Here is a 25544-nt window from a genome sequence, read left to right on the forward strand (position 1 = left end):
TGATGAATTGCATGACGCCGTTGCGAGGGCTCTGCCCTCCATCGCGACTCAAGGCCACAGCCACAGGGCCTGCGTCGTCCACTGGAGCACGCAGCGCTCGCCCATCTGCATGGTGTGCACTGGCGCTGGCCGTCAGCCTGGCCGGTTGCGCCGGTCTGCCCGACCAGCGCCTGGCCAACGAAGCGCTCAAGCGTGGCGACACTGCCCTGGCCGAGCGCAACTACAAAGCGCTGGCCGACCTGGGCTACAGCGACGCGCAGGTGGGCCTGGCCGACATCAAGGTCACCAGTGGCGACCCTGCGCAGTTCAAGGAAGCCGAAGCGACCTACCGCGCCGCGGCAGCAACCTCGCCGCGTGCCCAGGCGCGCCTTGGCCGCTTGTTGGTGGCCAAACCCGACAGCACCCAGGCCGAGCGCGAGGAAGCTGAACGGCTGCTCAAGCAGGCTTCGGCGCAGGGCGAAAACAAGACCCTGATCCCACTGGCGATGCTTTACCTGCTGTACCCGCAGAGCTTCCCCAAGGTCAACGCCCAGCAGCAGATCGACCAGTGGCGCGCGGCTGGCTATCCGGAAGCCGGCCTGGCCCAGGTGCTGCTGTACCGCACCCAAGGCACCTATGACCAGAATCTGGACAAGGTCGAGGCGCTCTGCAAGGAAGCCCTGAACACCCTGGACGTCTGCTATGCCGAATTGGCGACCGTCTACCAGAAGCGGGGCCAGACCGACCAGCAGGCTGCCCTGCTGCAACAGCTCAAGTCGGCCTACGCCCGCGGCTCGGTGCCGGCCAGCCGCGTCGACAGCGTCGCCCGCGTCCTGGCCGACCGCAACCTCGGCCAGACCGATGAGAAAACCGCCAAGGACCTGCTCGAACAGATCGCGCCATCTAATCCGGCATCCTGGGTCAGCCTCGCGCAACTGGTGTACGACTTCCCCGAGCTGGGCGACACCGACCAGTTGATGGCTTACATCGACAAAGGTCGCGAAGCGCAACAGCCCCGTGCTGAACTGCTGCTTGGCCGTCTCTACTACGAAGGCAAGAGCGTACCGGCCGATGCCGTGAAGGCCGAACAACACCTGCAAGCGGCGGCCAACGCCGGCGAAGTCAGTGCCGACTACTACCTGGGCCAACTGTACCGCCGTGGATACCTGGGCGATGTCGAGCCGCAGAAAGCGGTCGACCACTTGCTCAATGCCGCCCGTGGTGGCCAGAACAGCGCCGACTACGCCCTGGCCCAGCTGTTCAGCGAGGGCCATGGTATCCGCAGCAACCCGGCCAACGCCTGGGTGTTCGCCCAGCTGTCCCAGGCCAACCCGACGCCGCAGTCGGCTGAACTGCTTGCACAGCTCGATCAGCAACTCACGCCTGAACAACGCAGCCAGGCCCAGCAACTGCTGGCCCAGGAGAAGCAGGCACGCGGCAGCATAGGCCGGGGTGCCACCAGCACACTGGCCATCGAAGCGCTGCAAGACGATGAAAAAGAAGTAGACGGTGAGGACATGCTATGACGCTCAATCCCTTCGTGAAGGCCGGCATCGGCCTGAGCTTCGCCCTGCTGTGGTCGTGCCCGACCCTGGCGGACATGACCGCCGAGAAGAACTTTGGTCTGGACGTGAAAATCACCGGTCAGTCCGAGGACGACCGTGACCTGGGCACCCGCTCCGGCGGCGACGTCAATGGCCTGGGCCTGGACCTGCGCCCATGGGTGTACGGCGAACGCGGTAACTGGAGTGCCTACGCCATGGGCCAGGCCGTGACCGCTACCGACACCATCGAAACCGACACCCTGCGCCAGAACGACGACGGCACCACCACCGACACTGGCGAGGACAGCCGCACGCCAGACAAGAGCTACCTGGCCCTGCGCGAGTTCTGGGTCGGCTACAGCGGCCTCACCGCCTACCCCGGCGAGCAGCTTCGCCTGGGTCGCCAACGCCTGCGCAGCGATGATGGCATGTGGCGCGACACCAATATCGAAGCCCTGAACTGGACCTTCGACACCACCCTGCTCAAGGCTGACCTGGGCGTGGCCCAGCGCTTCAGCGAATACCGCACCGACCTCACCGAACTGGCGCCGGAAGACAAGGACCGCACCCATGTCTACGGCAATGTCGCCACACAGTGGACCCCTGGCCACTGGGTCGGCCTGCGCGCTCACCACAGCCACGACAGCGGCAGCCTGAAAAACCCAGGCGAAACCGTCGACGCACTGGACAAGACCCGCACTGGCGACCTCACCTGGCTGGGCCTGGAAGCCAACAGCGATGCCTACAACTGGCGCAACGACCACACCGTCAACTACTGGGGCAGCGTCACCTGGCTGACGGGCGACCGCGACACCCTGAGCAGCCAACAAGTGGGCAACGAGCAGGTGGCAACCGGCAAGCAGAGCGGTGACGTCAACGCCTGGGGCACCGACCTCGGCATCCGCCTGCGCCTGGACCCCAACTGGCAAGTCGGCGCGGCCTATGCCCGTGGCAGCGGCGGTGGCGGCAGCGACGGCTCGAACAACTTCGAGCAGACCGGCCTTGAAAGCAACCGGTCCAACTTCACCGGCACCCGTTCGCGCGTCCACCGCTTCGGCGAGGCGTTCCGTGGCGAGCTGGGCAACCTGCAGGCGGCCACCCTGTTCGCCTCCTGGCAACTGCGCGACGACTACGACGCAAGCTTCATCTACCACAAGTTCTGGCGTGTCGATGACCAACAGAACATCGGCTCCAGCGGCATCAACGCCGTGGTCAACGACAACGGCGTGAACCGCCCACTGGTCAATGGCGAGAAAGACCTGGGCCAGGAGATGGACGTGGTCGTCACCAAGTACTTCAAGCAAGGCCTGCTGCCGGCGTCGATGAGCCAGGCCATCGACGAACCTTCGGCCCTGGTACGTCTGCGTGCCGGTGTGTTCAAGCCGGGCGACGCCTATGGCCAGGAAGCGGACTCGTACATGCACCGCGCCTTCGTCGACGTGATCTGGCGCTATTGAGCCGGGAGAGGAACCACATGACCCTTCACCCGAACCTTCGCCACAGCCTCCTGGCCAGCGCTTTGCTGCTGGCCTCGGGCCTTGCGTTCGCGGACAACCCCGCCAACAAGGCCAAGGAACTGCAGCAGGCCAAGACCTACACCGTGTCCAGTGCACCGGTCGAGCCACTGCACATGGACCCACCCAAGCTGCCCGACCTGTCCGGCTACACCGCAGAGGCCGTGCAGAAGAAGATCGACCGCAGCCACAAGGGCACCGTCAGCGTACGCCGCATGCTGCAGGAAGAATCGCTCAAGGAGTTCATCGGCGGTGACAACAAAGCCGCCGAGTGGGTGCAGCGCCAGCATGGCATTCCCCAGGCGATCTTCGTCGACAACGGCCATGTCGACCTGGTCGAACTGAGCAAGAAAGTACCCAAGCAGTACCTGAGCGAGGTCGAGCCTGGTGTGTACCTGGCACGCTTGCCGATCGTGGTCGGGCAGAAGGGCATCCTCGAGATCGACGGCAAGGTCAAGCAGTTGCGCCTGTCCCAGGAAGGCGGTTCGTTCCTGGTCAACGACGGCAAGCTGTTCGTCACCGACACCCAGGTGACCGGCTGGCGCGAAAAGGACAACGGCCCGGCCAGTTTCCGCTCGCCCAGCGAATTCCGCCCGTTCCTGCTGTCCTGGGGCGGCACCGAGACCTACATCGTCAACACCAAGATGGCCAGCTTCGGCTATGCCAAGTCCAAGTCCTACGGTGTGAGCATCTCGCAGTACACCCCGAACATGGCCAAGCGCATGGGCCGCCCTGAACCGACCGGCTGGATCATCGGTTCGGAGTTCAGCGACATGTGGTACGGCTTCTACTGCTACGAAACCCAGGACTTCGTGGTCAAGGACAGCGTCTACCGCGACAACATCGTCTACGGCATCGACCCGCACGACCGTTCGCACCGCCTGATCATCGCCGGCAACACTGTCTACGGCACCAAGAAAAAGCACGGGATCATCGTCTCGCGTGAGGTCAACGACAGCTGGATCATCAACAACAAGAGCTACGACAACAAGCTCTCGGGTGTGGTGATCGACCGTAACAGCGTCAACAACCTGATCGCCTACAACGAGATCTACCGCAACCACACCGACGGCATCACCCTGTACGAAAGCGGCGACAACCTGATCTGGGGCAACAAGCTGATCAACAACCGTCGCCACGGCATCCGCGTGCGCAACAGCGTGAACATTCGTCTGTACGAAAACGTCGCCATGGCCAACGGCCTGGTGGGCGTCTACGGGCACATCAAGGATCTGTCGGATACCGACCGTGACATCGCCCTCGACCCGTTCGACACCAAGGTCTCGCTGATCGTGGTCGGCGGTGAGCTGGCGGCCAACGGCTCGGGGCCGCTGTCGATCGACTCGCCCCTTTCGGTGGAGTTGTACAAGGTCTCGATGCTCGCCCCGCGCAAGGCCAACGGCATCAGCCTCAACGGCATCCTCGGCGAGCGCCAGGACGAAATCCTCGACCTGCTGGTGCGCCAGCAGAAGGCTGTGCTGATCGACCCGGTCGAACGCCAGACCGAAATGATCGACTAAGGAAGCCCGACCATGACCCCACATCTGATGAAACTGCTCGGTCTGTCCGCTGCCCTCCTGGCCATTAGCCAGGGCGTGCGCGCCGACGACGTGAAGGCACCGACCTTCACCGCCGAGCCGTGCTGCCAACTGTGCCCCGAGGCGCATGACCCCAGCCGCTACACCACGCGTTACCAGCAGAACTTCACCACCCTGGTGCAAGCCCAGGGCGACTGGCTGTTCCGGACCCGCGAAGACCTGCGTACCGAGTTCGACACCACACCGTCTGGCTACAAACGCCTTCAGCAAGTGCACGACGCCTTCAAGAAGCGCGGCGTGGAGTTGGTCGTGGTGTACCAGCCGACCCGCGGCCTGGTGAACCGCAACATGCTCAAGCCTGAAGAAAAAGCCGCCTTCAACTATCAGAAGGCCCTGAGCAACTACCAGGCCATGCTGCAGCGCTTTGCCAAGATGGGCTACAACGTACCCGACCTCTCGCCGCTAACCAACGAGCAGTTGGCCGCAGCCGACCAGGGCAAGGACTTCTACTTCCGCGGCGACCAGCACTGGACGCCCTACGGCGCCGAGCGCGCAGCGAAGATCGTGGCCGAGACCGTGCACAAGATGCCGGCGTTCGAAGGCATTCCACGCAAGGAATTCGAAACCCACAAGTCGGGCCGCATGGGTAAGACCGGTACGCTGCATAACGTTGCCGGCCAGCTTTGTGGCACCAGCTACGCCGTGCAGTACATGGACCAGTTCGCCACCGAACCGAAGGGTTCGAGCGGCGGCGACGACCTGTTCGGTGACAGCGGTAATGCCCAGATCACCCTGGTCGGCACCAGCCACAGCGGCAAGAACTACAACTTCTCCGGGTTCCTGCAACAGTACATCGGCGCCGATGTGCTCAACGTCGCCTTCCCAGGCGGCGGTTTGGAAGGCTCGATGATCCAGTACCTGGGCAGCGAAGAGTTCCAGAAGCACCCGCCGAAGATCCTGATCTGGGAGTTCTCTCCGCTGTATCGCCTCGACCAGGAAACCATCTGGCGCCAGATCCTCGCCTTGCTCGACGATGGCTGCGACGCGCGTCCTGCGCTGATGAGCGCCAGCGCCGAACTCAAGCCCGGCAAGAACGAGCTGATGGTCAACGGCAAGGGCGGCGTGATCAAAGACCTGATCAACCGCAACCTGCAGATGGACTTCAAGTTCGAGGACACCTCGGTCAAGACCCTGCAGGCCACCCTGTGGTACCTCAATGGCCGCCACGAAGACATCAAGATCGAGAAGCCGGACACCTCCGAAACCGACGGTCGCTTCGTTTTCCAGATGCGCGAAGACGAAGACTGGGCCAGCCAGAACCTGTTGGCCGTCGAGGTCCAGGGGCCTGAGGACGGCACCCGCAAAGTCGAAGCCAAGCTTTGCAAACGCAACAACTTCGCCAGCCCTATGCACACCGCGCAAGCTGGCCAGTGAGGCGAACATGACCAAGCTCAGCAGAACCACCGCACCCGCACTTCTTGCCTTGGCGCTGTTCGGCGGCGCCGCGCATGCCGCGCTGGTACCGCCCCAGGGCTATTACGAAGGCATCGAGAAACTCAAGACCAGCGACGGCAATTTCCGTTGCGCGGCACCGCCCAGACCCTATACCGGCGCGTTGCAGTTTCGCAGCAAGTACGAGGGCTCGGACAGTGCCCGGGCAACCTTGAACCTGGACTCGGAACAGGCCTTCCGCGACTCCACCAAGGAAATCACCACCCTGGAGCGTGGCGTGGCCAAGATGGTCAACCAGTACATGCGAGACGGTCGGCCCGCGCAGCTCGACTGCACGCTGAACTGGCTGAGCACCTGGGCACGGGCCGATGCCCTGATGTCGACCAACTACAACCACACCGGCAAGTCCATGCGCAAATGGGCACTGGGCAGCATGAGCGGGTCTTGGCTGCGCCTTAAGTTCTCTAACTCGCAACCACTGGCGGCGCACCAGGCCCAGGCCGAACTGATCGAGAAGTGGTTCGCCCGCCTGGCCGAGCAGACCGTACGCGACTGGAGCAACTTGCCCCTGCAGAAGATCAACAACCACAGCTATTGGGCGGCCTGGTCGGTCATGGCTACCGCCGTGGCCACCGACCGCCGTGACCTGTTCGACTGGGCGGTGAAGGAATACAAGGTCGGCGCCAACCAGGTCGATGCCCAGGGCTTCCTGCCAAACGAGCTCAAGCGCAAGCAGCGCGCCCTGGCCTACCACAACTATGCCCTGCCCCCCCTGGCGATGATTGCCAGCTTCGCCCAGGCCAATGGCGTGGACCTGCGTGGCGAGAACAACAACGCCCTGCAGCGCCTGGGGCAGAAAGTGCTGGCCGGGGCCAGGGATCCGAGTGCGTTCAAGACCCGCAATGGCGAGAAGCAGGACATGGACGACCTCAAGATCGACAACAAGTACGCCTGGCTGGAGCCCTGGTGCCAGCTGTATTCGTGCAACGCCGACACCCTTGAGCGCAAGCGCGACATGCAGCCATTCGACAGCTTCCGGCTGGGTGGCAACCTGACCCGGGTCTACGACCCGAGCGCAGCGCGCAAGAAGTAACGCAAAGGCCCTGCAGGAGCGGATTCATCCGCGCTGGCGTCGGCAGGCTCACAACCACTGCCATGACCATCGCAATCGCGGATGAATCCGCTCCTGCAAGGGACTAGGTATCTCCCACTTTTCGAGTGGGGGGTTTGGGGGGCGCTTTGCCCTGGATGCTGTGAACAAAAAGGAGAACCGGGATGGTCTTCTCGTCCAACGTGTTCCTGTTCCTGTTCTTGCCGGTCTTCCTCGGCTTGTACTACTTGAGCGGGCAACGCTATCGCAACCTGCTGCTGCTGGTTGCCAGCTACATCTTCTACGCCTGGTGGCGGGTGGACTTCCTCGCCCTGTTCGCCGGGGTCACCCTGTGGAACTACTGGATCGGCCTGAAAGTCGGTGCCGCGGGCGTGCGCACCAAGCCGGCCCAACGTTGGCTGCTGCTTGGCGTAGGCGTGGACCTGGCGATCCTGGGCTACTTCAAGTACGCCAATTTCGGCGTCGACAGCCTGAACGCGATCATCACCTCGTTTGGCCTGGAGCCGTTCATCCTCACCCACGTGCTGCTGCCGATCGGTATCTCGTTCTATATCTTCGAGTCGATCAGCTACATCATCGACGTGTATCGCGGCGACACCCCGGCCACCCGCAACCTGATCGATTTCGCGGCGTTCGTGGCCATCTTCCCGCACCTGATCGCAGGCCCCGTGCTGCGCTTCAAGGATCTGGTCGACCAGTTCAATAACCGCACCCACACACTGGACAAGTTCTCCGAAGGCTGCACCCGCTTCATGCAGGGCTTCATCAAGAAAGTGTTCATCGCCGACACCCTGGCGGTGGTCGCCGATCACTGCTTCGCCCTGCAGAACCCCACCACTGGCGACGCCTGGCTCGGCGCCCTGGCCTATACCGCGCAGCTGTACTTCGACTTCTCCGGCTACAGCGACATGGCCATCGGCCTGGGTCTGATGATGGGCTTCCGCTTCATGGAGAACTTCAAGCAGCCCTACATCAGCCAGTCGATCACCGAGTTCTGGCGCCGCTGGCACATCAGCCTATCGACCTGGCTGCGGGACTACCTGTACATCACCCTGGGCGGTAACCGCAAAGGCACCTTCAATACCTACCGCAACCTGTTCCTGACCATGCTGCTGGGCGGGCTGTGGCACGGCGCCAACTTCACCTACATCATCTGGGGCGCCTGGCACGGCATGTGGCTGGCCATCGAGCGTGCATTGGGCATCGACACCAATCCGCAACGCTTCAACCCGGTCAAATGGGCCTTCACCTTCCTGCTGGTAGTGGTCGGCTGGGTGATCTTCCGCGCCGAGAACCTGGAAGTGGCCGGCCGCATGTATGGCGCCATGTTCAGCTTCGGCCAGTGGCAGCTGTCCGAACTCAATCGCGCCCAGCTCACTGGCCTGCAGGTGGCCACGCTGGTCATCGCCTACATCACCCTGGCGTTCTTCGGCCTGCGCGACTTCTACCGCAATGCCAAGCCGAGCCCCGTGGCAAGCCCGGTGCAGGTCAATGCCGATGGCTCGATCGGCCTGGACTGGACCCGGGTAATGTCCCGCGCCCTGATCCTGCTGCTGTTCGTGGCTTCGATCCTCAAGCTCTCGGCGCAGAGCTACTCGCCGTTCCTCTACTTCCAGTTCTGAGGCTGATGACCATGACCCGGACATTACGCATCACTTACTCCCTGTCGTTCCTCGGTCTGCTGGTGGGCATGGGCGTGTGGTCCACCGGTGGCCTGCAAAGCTTCCAGCGCACCGAGCAGATGACCATGCTCGACGGCAAGCTGGCCAAGGCTGCCGAGACCCATTACGACGAGCAGTTCCCGATCAAGCGCCTGGGCACCAACGTCTGGGCGGCGCTGGACTTCAAGTTGTTCAACGAAGGCCGCCCGGGCGTGGTCCTGGGGCGCGACCAGTGGCTGTTCAGTGACGAAGAGTTCAAGCCGACTGCCGGCGCCGAACAGTTGATGCAGGAAAACCTCGCCCTCATCCGTGGCGTGAGCGAAACCCTCAAGCGCCACAACGTGCAACTGGTGCTGGCAATCGTCCCAGCCAAGGCGCGGATCTACTCGGAGTACCTGGGCAAGGAACAACCGGCCAGCCTGCACGATGACCTGTACAACCGCTTCCATGCCCAGGCCCGCCAGGCCAACGTGTTCGCTCCCGACCTGCAGGCGGCCCTGGAACAGGCCAAGGCCCGTGGCCAGGTGTTCCTGCGTACCGACACCCATTGGACGCCCATGGGCGCCGAAGTCGTCGCACAGGCCCTGGCCGAAGCCGTTGGCCGTCAGAACCTGCTCAATGGCGAGCCGCAGACGTTCATCACCGAGGCTGGCAACAGCGCACCGTACAAGGGCGACCTGACCAACTTCCTGCCGCTGGACCCACTCTTCAGCAACCTGCTGCCGACCCCCGACAACCTGCAGCAGCGCACCACGCGCCCTGCGCAAACCGAGGGCGAGGCCGACGACGCACTGTTCGCCGACACCCGGATTCCAGTGGCCCTGGTGGGGACCAGCTACAGCGCAAACCCGCATTGGAACTTCCTCGGTGCCCTGCAGCAAGCCCTGCGCAGCGACGTGGCCAACTACGCCGAAGACGGCCATGGCCCGGTGTTGCCGATGCTCAAGTACCTGCAAAGCGATGCCTTCAAAAATGCCGCGCCACAAGTGGTGGTGTGGGAATTCCCAGAACGATATCTGCCAATGAAGAACGACCTCAGCAGCTTCGACCCGAACTGGATCGCACAGCTCAAGAGCGCACGTAAATCCGAAGAAAACCTGGCCTTGTCGTCCTCCCGGACGAACCACTGATAGAGAGGAACACGCACATGACTACCAAGACTTCCATTGCCAAAGCCCTCACCCTCGCGGCAGGCCTTTCCCTGGCTTCGATGCAAGCCTTCGCCGGCGCCGACGCTGCGCTGTACGGCCCAACCGCACCGAAGGGTTCGACCTTCGTGCGCCTGTACAACGCCTCCAGCGCACCCACCGCCGCCACTGTCGGCAACACCCAGATCAAGCAGGTCGGCGCCCAGGCCAGCAGCGACTTCAGCTTCCTGCCGGGGGGTGACTACACCGCCCAGGTCGGCGGCAAGAGCGTCCCGGTCAAACTGGCCGCCGACAAGTACTACACCCTGGTCAACAACGCCGGCGGCAACCCGCAGTTGATCGAAGAACCGCCGTTCAAGAACAAGCAGAAAGCACTTGTCCGGGTCCAGAACCTCAGCGACCAGACCCTGACCCTGAAAACCGCCGATGGCAAGACTGCCGTGGTGGATTCGGTAACCGCCAAGGGCCGTGGCGAACGTGAAATCAATCCGGTCAAGGTCAACCTGGCCTTGTTCGAAGGCGACAAGAAAGTCAGCGACCTCAAGCCGGTCGCTCTGGAGCGCGGCGAAGCCGCAGTGCTGTACGTAACGGGTTCCGGCAACAACTTGTCGCCGGTGTGGGTAACTCGCCCCGTGGCTAGCAACTGATCCCCCTGCCTCTAAACGACTATTGGAGAAACATGATGATCCCGGTAATTCTTTCTGGTGGTAGCGGTTCCCGTCTGTGGCCTCTGTCGCGCAAGCAGTTCCCCAAGCAGTTCCTGGCCCTGACCGGTGAACACACCCTGTTCCAGCAAACCCTGAAGCGCCTGGTGTTCGAAGGCATGGACGCGCCTATCGTGGTCTGCAACAAGGACCACAAGTTCATCGTTCAGGAACAACTCGCCGCGCTGAAGCTGCAGACCCAAGGCATCCTGATGGAGCCGTTCGGTCGCAACACCGCCCCAGCGGTAGCCATGGCGGCCATGAAGCTGGTCAACGAAGGCCGCGACGAGCTGATGCTGGTGCTGCCGGCCGACCATGTGATCGAGGACCAGAAGGCACTGCAACGCGCCCTGGCCCTGGCCACCGTGGCTGCTGAACGTGGCGAGATGGTGCTGTTCGGCGTGCCGGCCACCAAGCCTGAAACCGGCTACGGCTACATCCGCTCCAGCCAGGATGCCCTGCTGCCTGAGGGCGTGGCGCGGGTTGCGCAGTTCGTCGAAAAGCCCGATGAAAAACGCGCCGCCGAATTCGTTCAGGCCGGTGGTTACTTCTGGAACAGCGGGATGTTCCTGTTCCGCGCCAGCCGCTTCCTCGAAGAGCTGAAGAAACATGACGCCGACATCTACGACACCTGCGTACTGGCCCTGGAGCGCAGCGCTGAAGACGGCGACGTGTTGACCATCGACGAAGCCACCTTCGCCTGCTGCCCGGACAACTCCATCGACTACGCCGTGATGGAAAAGACCCAGCGCGCCTGCGTGGTGCCGATGTCCGCCGGTTGGAGCGATGTGGGCTGCTGGTCGTCGCTGTGGGACGTGCACGAAAAGGACGCCGACGGCAACGTCACCAAGGGTGATGTGGTGGTGCAGGACAGCCGCAACTGCATGATCCATGGCAACGGCAAGCTGGTGTCGGTGATTGGCCTGGAGAACATCGTGGTGGTCGAGACCAAGGACGCGATGATGATCGCCCACAAGGACAAGGTCCAGGGCGTCAAGCAGATGGTCAAGACGCTCGACGAGCAAGGCCGCAGCGAAACCCAGAACCACCTGGAAGTGTATCGCCCGTGGGGCTCGTACGACTCGGTGGACATGGGCGGGCGATTCCAGGTCAAGCACATCACCGTCAAGCCGGGCGCCAGCCTGTCGCTGCAGATGCACCACCACCGCGCCGAGCACTGGATCGTGGTGTCCGGCACCGCCGAAGTGACGTGTGACGAGAATGTGTTCCTGCTTACCGAGAACCAATCGACCTACATCCCGATCGCCTCGGTCCACCGCCTGCGCAACCCGGGCAAGATCCCACTGGAGATCATCGAGGTTCAGTCTGGCAGCTACCTGGGCGAGGATGACATCGAGCGATTCGAAGACGTGTATGGGCGTACATCCACACCCATCGAACGCGGCATTTCGGTGAAGACCATCGCGCAGTAAATAGCGGACGTAAAGAAAGCCCCGTGGCCTTGGACGACCACGGGGCTTTTTCAATGCGGCGTTACTTGGGACGCAGATCGAGCTCGACTCGCCCGCTGTTCAGCACGTACTTCTTGCCGGACCTGGTGAATTCAAACTCGAATTCGATGAGCAGGCTTTGACCCTGTCTGTATTCGAACTTGCCGATCGGCGGGTTGCCACCACTTGGCTGCCCCGCATAAAGCCCACGGTCAACAACGGCGAAGTAATTGGTGACGCTGTCAGCAGTGAACAGGAAAAACGCGCCAAAATCCTCCAGGCCACCCTTGAGCCCCTCTCGCTGGCTAACCAGAACGCCCGACAGTTCACCTGCCGAGTTGTAGAGTGGCCGGATTTGATCAGCCGTGAACCCACCATTGCTTTCAAGGACCGGGCTTACCTGTGCCGTGGCGGTCCCGGAAGCCTTCGCTGCCAGGGTTCTCACCTGACTGTCGATTTCAAAGTGACCATCGCTCACCGAAAACGAGCTGTTGCCGCCCTTGAAGTCGAAGCTTGCCTGCTTCGGCTCGCCCGAGCTTCCCAACACCTCGATGGCCAGCCTGCCGGTCTGCGCGTAACCGGCGCCTTCGATGCCAAGGTGCGCCCAAACCTTGCCAGCTTCCAGAGGCTCGATATCGTAGGTTTTCACCTCTGGCGTTTCGGGCAGGTGAATATAAATGAATGGCTCGTTATCGATGGCTTCATCGTCGATCGCGAACACCGCATTGCCTGGCAGATAGTTGATCGTGCTGGCCTTGAACCTTGCATCGCGCCCACTGATCACGGCAGTCATTTGTCCAACCAACTGCCCCACTTTTTCCTTGCTTGAATTCACTTTCTTGTCTCCTGCGGCGGCGCAAGCGTTATGAAGTAGATGCTGCATGTGAGAACGTGCCGCCTTGGAGAAAGGCTACGAGCGCAGAGAGGCATTCGAAACTGGCAGAAATGCCAGGTGTGCCGTAGACAGCGTCGCGTCCTTCAAGCTGGATCGATTTACCGCTAGGATGGATGAACCTGTGCATTGAAGGTCACTGACTGATGCTTATCGGCGCCGCTCTGATACTCACTTGGCTTGTCCTGCTGCTGCGCTACCCGGCCAAGGCCTTGCCGATTTCCATGGCCGCCGTGTGCGGCTTGGGTCTGGTGGCATTGTGGGTGGCCTGGCAGGACAACCGTGAAACCTCGCAGTTGGCACGCCTGGACCTGCGCCTGACCTACGCACCGCAAGAATGCCCCGCCGACCGCGCACTGCGGGTGACCATGAAAAACGGCAACGATGTCCCGCTGACCGAACTGCGTTGGCGCGTGGCAGCCTACGCCCCTGGCGATACGGTGAACCTTGCCGAGAATACCTACAATGCACCGCGTTACCGCGGACCGGGCGAATTGCAGCCGGGGGCACAGTGGCAAGACTGCTTGCCACTTCCGCCGCTGCGCTCGGGGTACCGGCCACAGACCCTGGAATTCCGGGCCGAGCACCTGCAAGGTACATTTGCCAACTGATGCGTCGCCTCTACCGGCCCTTCGGCGGGGTAACCCGCGAAGACGCGGCACGGGAAATAACCCACTCACTGACAACAGGTCCCAAGCATGCCCACCGTCCTGATCACCGGTTGTTCCAGCGGCATCGGCCGCGCCCTGGCCGATACCTTCCGCGATGCTGGCTATGAAGTCTGGGCCACCGCCCGCAAGCCCGAAGACGTCGCGGTGCTGGCCGCAGCCGGTTTCGCCGCACGTGAGCTGGATGTGAATGACAGCGAGGCCCTGAAGCGACTGGCTGACGAGTTGGAGGACCGTCATGGCCGACTGGACATGCTGATCAACAATGCCGGCTACGGCGCCATGGGGCCGCTGCTCGACGGTGGGGTTGATGCCCTGCGCCAGCAATTCGAAACCAATGTCTTCGCGGTGATCGGCGTGACGCGCGCGCTGTTCCCGCTGCTACGCCGCGCCCGTGGTCTGGTGGTGAACATCGGCAGCGTGTCAGGCGTGCTGGTGACCCCGTTTGCGGGAGCCTACTGCGCCTCGAAAGCCGCGGTGAACGCGCTGAGCGATGCCTTGCGCCTTGAGTTGGCGCCCTTTGGCATTCAGGTGATGGAGGTGCAGCCAGGGGCGATTGCCTCGCAGTTCGCCAGCAATGCCCAACGCCAGGCCGATCAGGTGCTGGCAGCGGACTCGGCGTGGTGGCCTTTGCGCGAACAGGTTCAGGCACGGGCCCGGGCATCGCAGGACCGCCCAACGCCTGCGGCGGTGTTCGCCAAAGGGGTGCTAGCAGCGACGGGCAAGCGCAAGGTGCCCGCCGTTGTGCGATTGGGCAATGGCAGCACGGCACTACCGTTGATGGCCCGGCTGCTGCCGCGCCGCATGCTGGACTGGGTGTTGCGCAAGCGCTTTGGGCTTTTGCGTCCGCTTTGAGCCCATGCCGTCATGGGGGGCTGCTGTGCAGCCCTTCCAAGACACAGGGCCCCTCCCTCAAAGCAGCGGCGGCGCCAATCCTCATGCTTTATGCGGCTGCATATCGAATGCCTGCCACCCTCCACCCAGGGCTTTGTATAGGCCAACCAACGCTTGGAAAACCGCAGCCGAACTGTCGATCCACTGCTCTTCACTGGCTAACAGGGCACCCTGCACGCTCAACACATTGAGAAAGTCCACCGCCCCTTCCACGTACTGACGCTGGGCAGTCTCCAGGGCGATGCGGTTCTGCCGCACCGCTTCGGCCAGGTGGTCGCGACGCAACTGGCTGGCGTTGTACAGACGCAGTACATCGTCGATTTCATGCCAGGCACCGAGCACGACCTTGCGGTAGTTCAGCGCGGCCTCCTGTTGCTGCGCCTCGCGCAATTCCAAGGTGCCCTTGAGCCTGCCGCCTTCGAAGATCGGCAGCGACAATTGCGGACCAAAGGCGAAACGCCGCGAATCCCAACTACCGAAGTCCGACAGTTGCATGGCCTGAAAACCCATGCTGCCCGACAGCCGTATGCTCGGGTAGAAGTCGGCCTTGGCCACACCGATGCTGGCCGTGGCGGCATGCAATCGGGCTTCGGCAAGCCGGATATCCGGGCGTCGCTCGGCCAACTCTGACGGCAGGCCAATGGCAAACCTCTGTCGCGGCGTCGGCAGCTCACCTCCCTCCAGCAACTCGGCCTGCAAGCTGCGTGGCGGTTCGGCGGCCAGCAAGCTGAGGGCGTTGATCAGGTCATCGCGCCTGGCTTGGAGGCTAGGCAGGCGTGCCTCGATCGAGGCCACCTGGGCGCTGGCCTGGGCGACGTCGAGTCGGGTGGCCACCCCTTCGGCCTGGCGGTCCTCGGACAGTTTCAGGCTGTGCCGTGCCACCTCCAGGTTGTCCTGGGTCACCGCCAACGTGTGCTGCACGGCGCGTAGCTGGATGTAGTTGCCGGCCGTTTCGGACAGCAGGGCCAGCAGCACAGCGCGACGGTCGTTCTCGGCCACCTCGACTGTGGCATCGGCAGCCTCCACCTGGCGGCGTACGCGACCCCACAGGTCCAGTTCCCAACCCGCGACCAAATCGCCCTGCCACAGGTTGAACGCAGACTTGCCGGCGTTGCCGGACGGGTCGCTCAGCCCCTCGGCGCTGTTACGGGCGCGGCTGTAGCCTGCGTCGACGTCCACAGACGGTGCTTCATCGGCGGCCACCGTACTGCGCAGCGCACGGCTTTGCACAAGGCGAGCACTGGCCATCTGCAGGTCGAGGTTGCGCTCGGCGACTTTCTGGATCAAGGCACTCAGGCGGGCGTCGTTAAAGCTATCCCACCAGCGTAATTCCATAGGTTCGGCCTGCGGCTGGCTGGGAGCAGCGTCACCCTGCAAAGACGCCCAGTTCTGTGGCGCCTGGCTATCCGGACGCTGGAAATCCGGCCCGAGGGTGCAGCCGGCCAGCACCACAGCCAGCAACACGGGGCTCAAACGCAAGGCCGGTTTCATCGCGCACTGACCTCTTTGCCTTCGAACTTGTCGCCATGGGTGTCGATGGTCGCCTCCACCGACATGCCCACGCGCAGGCGGGCAAGCAGCGGCTGGCCATCTTCGAACACAATCTTCACCGGAATACGCTGCACGACCTTGGTGAAGTTGCCAGTGGCGTTGTCAGGTTTCACAGCGGCGAAAGTCACGCCTGTGGCCGGGGCAATGCTCTGGACGTGGCCTTTGAGGGTTTCACCGGAAAAGGTATCGACGCTGATGCTCACCGGCTGCCCTGGCTGCACATGGGTCAGCTGGGTCTCCTGGAAGTTGCCCACGACGTAGGCGCGCTCCAGCGGCACCACCGACAGCAGCCGCGCGCCTGGATTGACGTAAGCGCCAACCCGCACCGCGCGCTCGCCCACCATGCCGTCGACGGGGGCGGTGATACGGGTGTAGGAGAGATCCAGCTGGGCTTTTTCCAGACCTGCCTCGGCGCGTTTGAGCTGGCCATCGGCACTGGCGACCTGGGCGGTGAGAACATCGACCTGCTTGCGCGTGGCCACCAGCGCAGCCTGGGCATTGGCCAGGCGAGCACGGGCCTGGTCGACCCGGCTGCGCGCCTGCTGGGCGTTCTGCACGGTTCCGGCGCCCTGTTCGGCGAGGCGACTGTAGCGATTGACTTCATGGTCGGCGAAAGCTGCCTCGGCCTGGGCGGCCTTGACGGCCGCTTCAGCCTGAGCGATCAGGGCCGCCTGCCGATCGAGCGTTGCGCGGGCATCGGCGCTCTGCGCCTTGGCCACCAACAACTGCGCCTGGGCGGCATCGAGTGCGGCTCGATAATCGCGGTCATCGATGGTCGCCAACAGTTGGCCAGCGTGAACCTGCTGGTTGTCTTCCACCCGTACGTCCTTGATGAACCCTGCGACCTTGGGGGCGACCACGGTGTAGTCGGCGGTCACATAGGCGTCATTGGTGCTCTGACGATGATCGCTGCCCAGCATCCAGGGGCCGACGATGCCGGCCAGCACAGCCACGGCCAGCACCGAGCCGATCACGATAGTCTTGCGGTTGTTGCTCATTTTCAGCGTTCTCGAATTCATCCAGGGTTCAGGCCACCGCACGCGGTGGATAGACCCGGGTAGGCACGAAAGGAATCAGGCAGATCAGCGCCACGGCGATACAGGCCATGACCAGGTAAAGGTCAGCGCAGGTCAGCACCTGCGCCTGCTCGTGAATGCGCCCGGCCAGGCCTGCGGTGTTGTCGTCGATCAGCGGGGCATTGCCCAGGCTGTCCACCAGGTGGTTGGAATGGAAATGTCGACGCAGGGTGCCAAGCGCATCCAGCAGGCCTGTGGCGATCACGGCGGCGAGGCCTTTGACGGTGTTGAACCAGCTCGAGGCGAAGGGGCCTTCCTGCGGGGTCATGCCGTTGGTGGACAACATCAGCAACGGCAGTACCGCCATCGGCTGGCCGAACACCTGCAGCAGGTAGTAGGGGTAGAAATCGCCGCGAATCCATTCGGAGGTCAGCAGGCTACTGCCGACACAGGACATCGCCAGCATGGCCAATCCAATGCCCAGCACCCAGCGACAATCGACCGCACGGATATTGCACAGCGCTGCCGTCAGCGGCAGGGCGATCAGTTGCGGCATGGCCACCAGCATCATCAGCGGGCTGGTCTGCGCAGGGCGATAACCCTGGATCTGCGCAAGGTAGGCCGATGGAATGCTGCCCACACCAGAGAGCACGATCAGCACACCCGCCAGGGTCAACAGGGCGAAGCTCAGGTTGCGCCGCTGCAACATGCGCAACTGGAAGAACGGCAGTGGCTCGGACCATTCGTTGTACATGAACAGCACCAGCAGCAGCAGGCCGCCGCCCAGTAGCCAGCAGATCAACGGGGAATCGAACCACCCCCAACGGTCGCCCAACGACAGCCCCAGCACGATGCAACTGATCGCCGGCAAGCCCAGCACCACGCCACGCCAGTCGAACTGTTTGAAGCGTTCCAGGCGCAGCGGGTCCTGCGGCAGGCCCCAGCCGACGCAGAACATTGCCACGGCCGAGGGCAGGATGATCTGCCAGAACGCCCACTGCCAACCGACATATTCGGTCCACAGCCCGGCCAGCGGCGTGCCGAGATTGGGCCCGAAGGTGGCGGTCAGTGCGTAGCACGCCAGACCATAGACCTTGATGCCCGGCGGCAGGAAGCGAAGCGCCACGCTCATCAGCATCGGTGGCAACGCGCCGGAAGCGAAGCCCTGGAGTATGCGCAACAGCATCAGGCTGTGCAGGTTCGGGGCGAACGGCTGGAGCAGACCGAGCACGGCGAACAGGCCGACCGCGGTCATGGTGAAGCGGCGCAAGGAGAAGGTGGTGGCCAACCACGGCGCGAAGGCCATGGCCGAAACCGATGCCGCGCTGTAGACCGCCAGCAACCAGGCGCCCTCGTCGGCACCGATGCCCATCGCGCCACGAATATCGGCCAGGGAAATCTTGGTCACCGACTCGTTCAGACCGGCACACAGCACCGCCAGCAGTACACCGAACAGGCCAACCACCACCCGCAGGCCGAACGCCGTCTGCACGGGCGCGGCCGGCGCTGGGGCGGCGACTATCGCGGTGGCGGGCGCAGACAGGGAACTCACGGGGTGACATCTCCAGCAACAAATTTCGGGCTGGAGAAGTCTATGAAAGTCGAATGCTGACGAAAATCGACTTATTGGCAGTTTTATGTTGCGTCAGACGCAATCGGTGGAGCAGTGCGTACTTTCGCGGAGCTACCTGCGAAGCGAGCGACGTGAGCATCAAGGGTCGATGTTGCAGCAAGCCTTGAGGGTTTGCCGCAACCAGCGGTGCGCCGGGTCGTTGTGAAACCGCGGATGCCACGCCTGCATCACGTTCACCCGCTCCAGCGGCACTGGAATTTCGAACGAGCGCAGGGGCAACCCCAGCCTCTCCACACTGCTGAGAATATTGGCCGGCATCGGCAGGATCAGGTTCGAGTCCGGCAGCGAGAACAGCGCCGAGTGGAAACTGGGGGTGATCAATGCCACCCGCCGCTCCACCTTGAAGTTGGCCAGTTCGACGTCGATCGGCCCATTGGCACGGCCACGCCGCGACACGCTGATCTGTGGATAACTGGCAAAGCTCAACGGCGTGATCGGTTGCTGGAAAATCGGGTGGTCGCTGCGCGCCAGCCCAACGTAATGCGTATGAAACAGACTCTGTACCTTGATTTCCGGACCCAAGTCCACGGTCGAGCTGATGATCAGGTCAGTGCGCCCATCACGTAGCACGCTGTCGTCATCGCCCCCGGGGCTTTCCGGGACGAAACGCAAGACGGTGCGCGGTGCCTGCTCGTGCATCTTGTGCAGCAGACGGGCGCCATACAGGGCGATGAACAGGTCATTGGTGCGAATGTTGAAGGCCCGGTCGAGGCTTGGCAGGTCGACATCGTCGCCATTGCGAAACACCTGCCCGGCCTGTTCCACCAGCTGGCTGACCTGCTCGCGCAGGGCCAGTGCCCGGGGCGTCGGCACCAGACCACGGCCGGCACGCACCAGGATCGGATCGCCCAGCGCATCACGAATCCGCCCCAGGGTCCGGCTCATCGCCGCCGGGCTCAGGTTCATGCGTTGCGCCGCGCCGACCACGCTGCCTTCATCAAGCAGGGCGTCGAGGGCGACGAGCAGGTTCATGTCCGGGAGTTGCATGACCGTTTTCCGTGACAGCTGTGGGGGCCATCATGTTAACAGGTCGGACGATTGCACCAGACGCAATGCGGCCATGCATGATGGGGCATTTATCTCGGCGTGCGGATGGGCCATAAGGAATGCAGTGGCTGTACCGGCGCCATCGCCGGCAACACATCACCCCCACAAGGATCGCACATGCCCAGCCCCGTACTCATCGCCATCGACGCTTCCCCCGCTTCCACCGGGCTGCTCGCCCTGGCCCAACGCTACTGCCGCCCAGGCGAACATGAACTGCATATCCTGCTGGCCATCGACTCCACTTTCGCCGTGCACGACACACCCGCGCCTTACACCGCCGAAGAACTGGAGCAATACCCCGCTGCCTGTGAAGAGCAGCGCTTGGGCGACCGCGCGGTGGCCGAGGCTGTAGAGGCTTTGCAAGGAGCTGGTTTTGCTGCCCGGGGCTGCATGGTTGCCGGGCAGCCTGTCGAGGCGATTGTCGCCAAGACCCAGGAATTGGAGTGCGAATTGATCATCATGGGGCACCGGCACCTGTCCCGGCTGGGGCGGTTGCTGGATCCGTCGATCAGCGCGAAGGTGATTGATCGGGTGCAGGTGCCTGTTTTGGTGGGGGCTGCGGAGGGCTCGCCGTGAGTGTTGTAGCGTCAGTGAGATCGAGCGCCGCCCGCGCGGCGCATCGCGAGCAAGGCTCGCTCCTACGTTTGTTTCTGGCCAGTAACGCCAGTGGCAGGCGCGCGCGACCGCCTTGTTTGTACGACACGGTATCGCACCATGCACTCACGCATAATTGGCCCTAAACAGACGTAGGAGCGAGCCTTGCTCGCGATGCGCCGCGCGGGCGGCGCTCGATCTCAAACCCGCCACAAATCCCATGCCTGGCCCCAGAACATCTCACCTCTCCCCAGGCTTCACCACCACCGTACAAGTGGTCCCCGCCGCCAGCAGATACCCCTGCGGCACTTCATCGATATGAATCCGCACCGGCACCCGCTGCGCCAGGCGCACCCAGTTGAAGGTCGGATTCACATCGGCGATCAGCTCGCGGCTTTGTGGGTTGTCGCGGTCGTAGATACCGCGGGCGATGCTCTCCACATGCCCTTTGATGCGCTCGCCGCTCATCATCTCCAGCTCGGCCTGGTCACCAACCTTCACATGCGGCAGCTTGGTCTCCTCGAAGAAGCCATAGACCCAGAACGAGTTCTCATCGACCACTGCCATCACCGCTTCTCCGGTACGTGCATAGTCGCCCCGGTGAATGTTCAGGTTGGTGACATACCCGTCCACCGTCGCAACGATGCGCGTACGCTTCAGGTTCAGTTCGGCGGCCGCCAACTGTGCCTGGGCCTGCTGGTAGTCGGCCAGCGCGGAATTGGCGATGTTGCTGGCGTCGTCGCGGTTCTCTTTGGAGATCACCAGGTTGTCCATGTCGGCACGGCGCTTGGCGTTGACCTTGCGCATTTCCCAAGTGGCCTTACGCGAGGCGACCAGGGCCTTGGCCTGGTCGACCGCCAGTTGGTAGTGCTCAGGGTCGATCTGGATCAACAGGTCTCCCTTCCTGACCCGCTGGTTGTCCTTGACCGGCACCTCCACTACATAGCCGGGCACGTCGGCGGCGACGTTGATGATGTCGGCACGCACGCGGCCGTCACGGGTCCACGGCGTTGTCATGTAGTGCTTCCACAACTGGTGGCCGATCACCACGGCGGCGGCCAGCACCAGCAGAGTGGCGATCAAGCTGAAGAACTTTTTCATCGAAGGATTCTCACCAGTAGAGAGACAGCGCCATGGCGCCGAACAAGCAGACGAACAGGCTTAGGCGCAGCAGCGCCGGATGCCAGAAAAAACGATAGCCATCATGGCTGGCGATGAACCGGTCCAGACCCCAGGCCAGGCCCAGGGCGAGCAGGAACATCAGGGTCATGGTGGGCATGTAAACGCCATGGAAGGCGATCTCACGGGGCATGGTGCAATCCTTTCGCCGGGGCCAGTGGCGACTGTGGGTCGAGCAGGGAAGTACGGATGAAATGCAAATAGCTCTGCACCCGGCGCAGCACCGAAGTGTCGAAGTGCCGGGCAAAGGGTTCGTCGGTGGCCTGCACACGGCTGATGGCATGGTCCACCGCCACCAGGGCACGTTCGTGATTGCTGGCGCTAGGTTGCAGGAACAACCGGGCCAGGGCACGGCCCATCACGCGGATAGCCTGGCGCCAAGGCTGCGATTCGGCATAGGCCGGATGCACCGGAGCACGGGCCTGTTCCTTGCGCAGTTCGATGATGGCGTGGCCGATTTCCAGTACCACGAACATCCAGCGCATCAATTGGCTTTGCACCTCGGGCTTGCCAGCGGCAAGGCCGTAGGCCTGGTGCAACAGGTCGCGGGTTCGGCTTTCGAAGGCGCTGCCCAAACCGCGCAGGCGTCCGCCGATGGCGAACAGCACCTGCGCGCGCAAATCTTGCTCCAGGCGGCTCCACAGCCAGCGGCTGTTCGGCGGCAGGATGATCGCCCCCGCAGCCGCACAGGCCAGCATACCGATGACCATGCCGATGTAGTCGTTGATGAAGCTGTAAGGGTTGTAGGTGGTGAGGTTGTTGGGCACCGACCCGATGGAGAAGAACACCAGCAGCCCCAGTCCATACCCGGCATAGGCCGGGCGCGATGCGAGGAACGCGCCTAGCACGAAGACCGGTGCCAGGACCACGCACAGCAACGGGAAGCCGTCGATCCAGGGGAAGACGAAGAAGGTTTCGTAGAAGCCGATGAAAGCCCCAAGCATCGTGCCGCAGGCCATCTGGAACGACATGCGCTTAGGGTTTGGCGAGGCCGCCGACAGGCCCACCGTCACCGTGGCGACCAAGGTCATCATGGCGCCGCTAGGCCAGTCACTGAGCAACCAATAGCTGCCCAACAGCAGCAACACCGCCGAGGCACGCACGCCCGCGGCCAGCGACACCAGCCAGTTAGTGCGCGACACGTAAGGCTCGTCCCACTGCTCACGCGCATGGTTGTGGGCCGCCAGCGAGGCATGGGTTTCGGCGTAGCTGAACATCTCGTCGACGAACCGGTACAGCAACTCGAACGCGGTGTGGAAGTCCAGCAGGTCCGACTCGCTGGGCTCGGTTCGCAGGTAGTCGGCGCGCAGGCTGCGCACCTGGGCCTGCAGACCTTCCTTGTAGGCCGCCAACTCCAAGGCCAGGCGCAGGGCATCGGCATCGGTCAAGGCCCGGCCCACATACGGGTCGAGCAGTTTGGCCAAGGTCTCGATACCGGGTTCGATAGCACTGACGATCTGCAGCGGCCCGCGTGCACGCAAGCGTTCGAGCAGGCGATTGAGGGCATTGAAGCGCGTGGTGATGGCCATGAACTCGCTGTTCATGCGTACCAGCCGGCCACTGCGACGTCGCATGTGCGGGTCTTCGAACGCGGTGACGTTGCGCAGGGTTTCCAGGCCCACGGCCTCGGCGACGAAGCGCACGTTGCTGGCTTCGAAGCGGTCACGCTGACTTTCGCCGCGCAGCGCCTCGACCACGACCCCGGCGAACACGCCAAAGCGCTGGTAGAGAGCGTTACGCATGGCAGCACTGGCCGATTGTGGCAACACGGCGGCACTGACCAGCGTCGACACCAAGATGCCCAGCGAAATTTCCAGCACCCGCCACACGGCGGCCATGAAGGCCTGGTCTGGGTGCTCGAGCACCGGCAGGCCAATCATCGCCGCGGTATAGCCGGCGAGCACGAACCCATAGGCGCGGAAGGTCCGGTAGCGCATGGCACCGGCAGAGCACAGGCCGACCCACACCGCCAGGCAAGGCAGGAACAACTCGGTGTTCTGTGGGAACAGGGCAATGAGCGCGATCATCATCGCCGAGCCGGCCAAGGTGCCGAGCACCCGGTAGAAGCTCTTGGCGAATACATGACCGCTCTGCGGCTGCATGACGATGAACACAGTGATCATTGCCGTGCGCGGTTGCGGCAACTCCAACCGCATGGCCAACCACAGGGTGATGAGCGCAGCCGCGATGATCTTGAAGATGTAGACCCAGGTCACACCATCGGTACGCGCCCAGGCAAAGAAACCCCGACGCCACTCAAGGCTTTGCAGCCAGCGCAGGGGCAAGCTCGATGTGCTCATTCAGCGTGTTCCGGCTTGTCGAAGATGGCCAGCGTGGCGGGGGTTTTCGGCGCGGCCTGACGCGCCTGGTCCGGTACGTCTTCACCGGCCCCAAGGCCGCCGCCCAACGCGGTGACCAGCTCGGCGTGGGCGGCCAGTCGTGCAGCCTGCACCTGCTGTTGCACCTGTTGCTGACGGAACAGCAGGGTCTGGGCGTTGAGCACGTTGAGGTAATCGGTCAAGCCACGCTGAAAGGCCACCATGGCGATGTCATAGGTCTTCTGCGCGGCGGCCACGGACTCGGCGGCGAAGTGCGACTGCTCTTTCATCGACTCGCGGCGGATCAACTGGTCGGAGATGTTCTTCAGCGCGCCGATCACCGTCTGGTTGTAGCGCGCCACGGCCACGTCGTAACCGGCCGAGGCGACGCCCAGCTCGGAGCGCAGGCGACCACCGTCGAAAATCGGCAGGCTGATGGCCGGGCCTACGTTGTAGTTGAACTTGCGTCCCGTGAGAAACTCCAGCGGGCCGCCGCCGGTGGCCATGAAGCCGAGGCTACCGACCAGGTCCACATTGGGGAAGAACCCGGCATGGGCGACGTCGATGCCCCGCGCCTGAGCCGCCACTTGCCAGCGGCTGGCAACCACGTCGGGGCGCTGCCCGACCAGCTCGGCAGGCAAGGCCGATGGCAGCTTGAGGTCGGCCCCCAGGGTCAGGGTGGGTCGCTCGATGCTGGCACCCTCCCCTGGGCCTTTGCCGGCCAATGCCGCCAACTGGTTGCGGGTCAGGGCGATTTCTTCGTTGAGGCTGTCGAGCTGGCGGTGCGTTTCAGGCAGGGGCGCTTCGGCCTGGCTGACTTCGAAATGGGTACCGATGCCGGCGTCCAGACGACGCTGGGCCAGGGCCAGAATCTGCTCCTGCTGATCGAGTTCGGCCTTGACGATATCGCGCTGGGCGAAATGCAGGCTCAGTTGAATATAGGCACGTACCACATTGTTCTGTAGCTCGAGCTGCGCCTGACGCGCCTCGGCCACGCTCATGTGCGCCTGGTCCACGGCCTGCTCGGTGGCATTGCGCTCGCGCCCCCACAGATCGAGGGCGTAGCTGAAGCCAATGGCGGCATTGTTGTCCCAGGTGTTGGCACCCGACAACGCGCCGGGGCCGTAGAACTGGTCCTCGGGCCAGTTGTGGCGCTTGAGCGTCGCCTGGCCGTTGGCCTGCAGCTTTTCTGCGGACTCGACCACGCCCGCCATGGATTTGGCTTGACGCACTCGCGCGGCGGCCATGGCCATGCTCGGGCTGCCGGCCACTGCCAGGGCGACCCAACGGTCCAGTTGCGGGTCGTGGTAGGCGTGCCACCACTGTTGATCGGGCCAATGGGCATCGGTTGCGGCTTCGCGAATGGCCGCATCGGTGATCAGGGTGTTGGCTTGCAGGGTTTTGCTTTTCGGGGCTATGCCCCAGGTTCCAATACAGCCGCTCAAGGCGAGACTAAGGGCACAGACGCTGAACGCCTGGAGCGTTCCGATGATGCGACGCGGCACAGCTGCGATTTCCCGAGGAAGAAGTGGAGAGGCCGGGCAATTCTAGGGGGCAGCCGCACTGGCGATAAGCGCACATTCCTGCGAATCTTTGTTACCAAAACGGCGATAATCCGGCTTTGGTCGAAGGAACATTTTCGTTACTTCG

At 63.2% G+C, this 25544-nt stretch carries 21 protein-coding genes; 12 read left to right on the forward strand and 9 right to left on the reverse strand.

The window, feature by feature from the left end:
* The first annotated feature begins 2 nt into the window (after nucleotides 1-2).
* The 9 genes from algK to C4Q26_RS07500 all read left to right on the forward strand — a co-directional run bounded on the left by algK (nucleotide 3) and on the right by C4Q26_RS07500 (nucleotide 12084).
* Nucleotides 3-1505 (forward strand): alginate biosynthesis TPR repeat lipoprotein AlgK, encoded by a 1503-nt coding sequence (algK, locus tag C4Q26_RS07460; protein ID WP_104882930.1) that lies wholly within the window; start codon nucleotides 3-5, stop codon nucleotides 1503-1505.
* Nucleotides 1502-2980 (forward strand): alginate export family protein, encoded by a 1479-nt coding sequence (locus tag C4Q26_RS07465; RefSeq protein ID WP_023378768.1) that lies wholly within the window; start codon nucleotides 1502-1504, stop codon nucleotides 2978-2980. The genes algK and C4Q26_RS07465 overlap by 4 nt, the downstream gene beginning before the upstream one ends.
* Before the next feature lie 17 nt (nucleotides 2981-2997).
* Complete coding sequence (algG, locus tag C4Q26_RS07470) at nucleotides 2998-4557, forward strand: mannuronan 5-epimerase AlgG (RefSeq protein WP_023378767.1); 1560 nt, start codon at nucleotides 2998-3000, stop codon at nucleotides 4555-4557.
* Nucleotides 4558-4569: 12 nt separating this feature from the next.
* Entirely contained in the window at nucleotides 4570-6009 is a 1440-nt protein-coding gene (locus C4Q26_RS07475) for an alginate O-acetyltransferase (protein WP_023378766.1), read from the forward strand.
* A gap of 7 nt (nucleotides 6010-6016) precedes the next feature.
* Nucleotides 6017-7120 carry a mannuronate-specific alginate lyase gene (locus C4Q26_RS07480; protein ID WP_023378765.1) on the forward strand — a complete coding sequence of 368 codons (1104 nt, stop codon included), beginning with the start codon at nucleotides 6017-6019 and terminating at the stop codon, nucleotides 7118-7120.
* Between the two features lie 182 nt (nucleotides 7121-7302).
* Nucleotides 7303-8760 (forward strand): MBOAT family protein, encoded by a 1458-nt coding sequence (locus C4Q26_RS07485; RefSeq protein ID WP_023378764.1) that lies wholly within the window; start codon nucleotides 7303-7305, stop codon nucleotides 8758-8760.
* Nucleotides 8761-8771: 11 nt separating this feature from the next.
* Nucleotides 8772-9929, forward strand: a complete 1158-nt coding sequence (locus C4Q26_RS07490; RefSeq protein WP_023378763.1) for an alginate O-acetyltransferase — start codon at nucleotides 8772-8774, stop codon at nucleotides 9927-9929.
* A 17-nt stretch (nucleotides 9930-9946) separates the two neighbouring features.
* Nucleotides 9947-10594 carry an alginate O-acetyltransferase AlgF gene (locus tag C4Q26_RS07495; RefSeq protein WP_027908064.1) on the forward strand — a complete coding sequence of 216 codons (648 nt, stop codon included), beginning with the start codon at nucleotides 9947-9949 and terminating at the stop codon, nucleotides 10592-10594.
* A 35-nt stretch (nucleotides 10595-10629) separates the two neighbouring features.
* A complete protein-coding gene (locus C4Q26_RS07500; RefSeq protein ID WP_104882931.1) occupies nucleotides 10630-12084 on the forward strand; it encodes a mannose-1-phosphate guanylyltransferase/mannose-6-phosphate isomerase in 1455 nt (484 codons plus the stop codon).
* Nucleotides 12085-12145: 61 nt separating this feature from the next.
* On the opposite strand, the gene C4Q26_RS07505 is transcribed toward C4Q26_RS07500, so the two are convergent.
* A complete protein-coding gene (locus C4Q26_RS07505) occupies nucleotides 12146-12937 on the reverse strand; it encodes a hypothetical protein (protein WP_155950815.1) in 792 nt (263 codons plus the stop codon).
* 203 nt (nucleotides 12938-13140) lie between these two features.
* On the opposite strand from C4Q26_RS07505, the gene C4Q26_RS07510 reads away from it, so the two are divergent.
* Together C4Q26_RS07510 and C4Q26_RS07515 are read left to right on the forward strand one after the other, a co-directional pair.
* Nucleotides 13141-13605, forward strand: a complete 465-nt coding sequence (locus tag C4Q26_RS07510; RefSeq protein WP_023378759.1) for a hypothetical protein — start codon at nucleotides 13141-13143, stop codon at nucleotides 13603-13605.
* Nucleotides 13606-13692: 87 nt separating this feature from the next.
* Entirely contained in the window at nucleotides 13693-14517 is an 825-nt protein-coding gene (locus C4Q26_RS07515; protein WP_027908061.1) for an SDR family oxidoreductase, read from the forward strand.
* Nucleotides 14518-14598: 81 nt separating this feature from the next.
* On the opposite strand, the gene C4Q26_RS07520 is transcribed toward C4Q26_RS07515, so the two are convergent.
* The 4 genes from C4Q26_RS07520 to C4Q26_RS07535 form a co-directional block, all read right to left on the reverse strand.
* Complete coding sequence (locus C4Q26_RS07520) at nucleotides 14599-16047, reverse strand: efflux transporter outer membrane subunit (RefSeq protein WP_104882932.1); 1449 nt, start codon at nucleotides 16045-16047, stop codon at nucleotides 14599-14601.
* Nucleotides 16044-17105 carry an HlyD family secretion protein gene (locus tag C4Q26_RS07525; RefSeq protein ID WP_027908059.1) on the reverse strand — a complete coding sequence of 354 codons (1062 nt, stop codon included), beginning with the start codon at nucleotides 17103-17105 and terminating at the stop codon, nucleotides 16044-16046. Before C4Q26_RS07525 ends, C4Q26_RS07520 begins: the two co-directional genes overlap by 4 nt.
* 28 nt (nucleotides 17106-17133) lie before the next feature.
* The gene (locus C4Q26_RS07530) at nucleotides 17134-18675 is read right to left on the reverse strand and encodes an MFS transporter (RefSeq protein WP_023378755.1); all 1542 of its coding nucleotides are present in this window, start codon (nucleotides 18673-18675) and stop codon (nucleotides 17134-17136) included.
* Between the two features lie 159 nt (nucleotides 18676-18834).
* On the reverse strand, nucleotides 18835-19743 hold the full coding sequence (locus C4Q26_RS07535) for a LysR family transcriptional regulator (RefSeq protein WP_023378754.1): 909 nt from the start codon (nucleotides 19741-19743) through the stop codon (nucleotides 18835-18837).
* 177 nt (nucleotides 19744-19920) lie between these two features.
* Between C4Q26_RS07535 and C4Q26_RS07540 the strand changes: the two genes are divergently transcribed.
* Nucleotides 19921-20379 carry a universal stress protein gene (locus C4Q26_RS07540; protein WP_027908058.1) on the forward strand — a complete coding sequence of 153 codons (459 nt, stop codon included), beginning with the start codon at nucleotides 19921-19923 and terminating at the stop codon, nucleotides 20377-20379.
* A gap of 258 nt (nucleotides 20380-20637) precedes the next feature.
* Here the strand turns inward: C4Q26_RS07540 and C4Q26_RS07545 are convergent, their stop codons facing one another.
* Genes C4Q26_RS07545 through C4Q26_RS07560 form a run of 4 tightly spaced genes read right to left on the reverse strand, consistent with a single transcriptional unit; the run spans nucleotide 20638 to nucleotide 25399 of the window.
* Nucleotides 20638-21498, reverse strand: a complete 861-nt coding sequence (locus tag C4Q26_RS07545; RefSeq protein WP_023378752.1) for an HlyD family secretion protein — start codon at nucleotides 21496-21498, stop codon at nucleotides 20638-20640.
* A gap of 10 nt (nucleotides 21499-21508) precedes the next feature.
* On the reverse strand, nucleotides 21509-21709 hold the full coding sequence (locus C4Q26_RS07550) for a DUF1656 domain-containing protein (RefSeq protein WP_023378750.1): 201 nt from the start codon (nucleotides 21707-21709) through the stop codon (nucleotides 21509-21511).
* Nucleotides 21699-23876, reverse strand: a complete 2178-nt coding sequence (locus tag C4Q26_RS07555) for an FUSC family protein (protein ID WP_104882933.1) — start codon at nucleotides 23874-23876, stop codon at nucleotides 21699-21701. The genes C4Q26_RS07550 and C4Q26_RS07555 overlap by 11 nt, the downstream gene beginning before the upstream one ends.
* Complete coding sequence (locus C4Q26_RS07560; RefSeq protein ID WP_023378748.1) at nucleotides 23873-25399, reverse strand: efflux transporter outer membrane subunit; 1527 nt, start codon at nucleotides 25397-25399, stop codon at nucleotides 23873-23875. The genes C4Q26_RS07555 and C4Q26_RS07560 overlap by 4 nt, the downstream gene beginning before the upstream one ends.
* Between the last annotated feature and the right edge of the window lie 145 nt (nucleotides 25400-25544).

This window comes from Pseudomonas sp. SWI44, assembly GCF_002947915.1.
GTDB classification, from domain to species: domain Bacteria; phylum Pseudomonadota; class Gammaproteobacteria; order Pseudomonadales; family Pseudomonadaceae; genus Aquipseudomonas; species Aquipseudomonas taiwanensis.

What these genes read in the sequence shown, in the direction of transcription:
- C4Q26_RS07490 (WP_023378763.1), top strand. Translation starts at nt 8,772, where the DNA reads ATGACCCGGACATTACGCATCACTTACTCCCTGTCGTTCCTCGGTCTG.
- C4Q26_RS07545 (WP_023378752.1), bottom strand. Translation starts at nt 21,498, where the DNA reads ATGAAAAAGTTCTTCAGCTTGATCGCCACTCTGCTGGTGCTGGCCGCC.
- C4Q26_RS07550 (WP_023378750.1), bottom strand. Translation starts at nt 21,709, where the DNA reads ATGCCCCGTGAGATCGCCTTCCATGGCGTTTACATGCCCACCATGACC.
- C4Q26_RS07480 (WP_023378765.1), top strand. Translation starts at nt 6,017, where the DNA reads ATGACCAAGCTCAGCAGAACCACCGCACCCGCACTTCTTGCCTTGGCG.
- C4Q26_RS07495 (WP_027908064.1), top strand. Translation starts at nt 9,947, where the DNA reads ATGACTACCAAGACTTCCATTGCCAAAGCCCTCACCCTCGCGGCAGGC.
- algK (WP_104882930.1), top strand. Translation starts at nt 3, where the DNA reads ATGAATTGCATGACGCCGTTGCGAGGGCTCTGCCCTCCATCGCGACTC.
- C4Q26_RS07465 (WP_023378768.1), top strand. Translation starts at nt 1,502, where the DNA reads ATGACGCTCAATCCCTTCGTGAAGGCCGGCATCGGCCTGAGCTTCGCC.
- C4Q26_RS07535 (WP_023378754.1), bottom strand. Translation starts at nt 19,743, where the DNA reads ATGCAACTCCCGGACATGAACCTGCTCGTCGCCCTCGACGCCCTGCTT.
- C4Q26_RS07475 (WP_023378766.1), top strand. Translation starts at nt 4,570, where the DNA reads ATGACCCCACATCTGATGAAACTGCTCGGTCTGTCCGCTGCCCTCCTG.
- algG (WP_023378767.1), top strand. Translation starts at nt 2,998, where the DNA reads ATGACCCTTCACCCGAACCTTCGCCACAGCCTCCTGGCCAGCGCTTTG.
- C4Q26_RS07520 (WP_104882932.1), bottom strand. Translation starts at nt 16,047, where the DNA reads ATGAAACCGGCCTTGCGTTTGAGCCCCGTGTTGCTGGCTGTGGTGCTG.
- C4Q26_RS07540 (WP_027908058.1), top strand. Translation starts at nt 19,921, where the DNA reads ATGCCCAGCCCCGTACTCATCGCCATCGACGCTTCCCCCGCTTCCACC.
- C4Q26_RS07485 (WP_023378764.1), top strand. Translation starts at nt 7,303, where the DNA reads ATGGTCTTCTCGTCCAACGTGTTCCTGTTCCTGTTCTTGCCGGTCTTC.
- C4Q26_RS07510 (WP_023378759.1), top strand. Translation starts at nt 13,141, where the DNA reads ATGCTTATCGGCGCCGCTCTGATACTCACTTGGCTTGTCCTGCTGCTG.
- C4Q26_RS07515 (WP_027908061.1), top strand. Translation starts at nt 13,693, where the DNA reads ATGCCCACCGTCCTGATCACCGGTTGTTCCAGCGGCATCGGCCGCGCC.
- C4Q26_RS07555 (WP_104882933.1), bottom strand. Translation starts at nt 23,876, where the DNA reads ATGAGCACATCGAGCTTGCCCCTGCGCTGGCTGCAAAGCCTTGAGTGG.
- C4Q26_RS07500 (WP_104882931.1), top strand. Translation starts at nt 10,630, where the DNA reads ATGATCCCGGTAATTCTTTCTGGTGGTAGCGGTTCCCGTCTGTGGCCT.
- C4Q26_RS07525 (WP_027908059.1), bottom strand. Translation starts at nt 17,105, where the DNA reads ATGAGCAACAACCGCAAGACTATCGTGATCGGCTCGGTGCTGGCCGTG.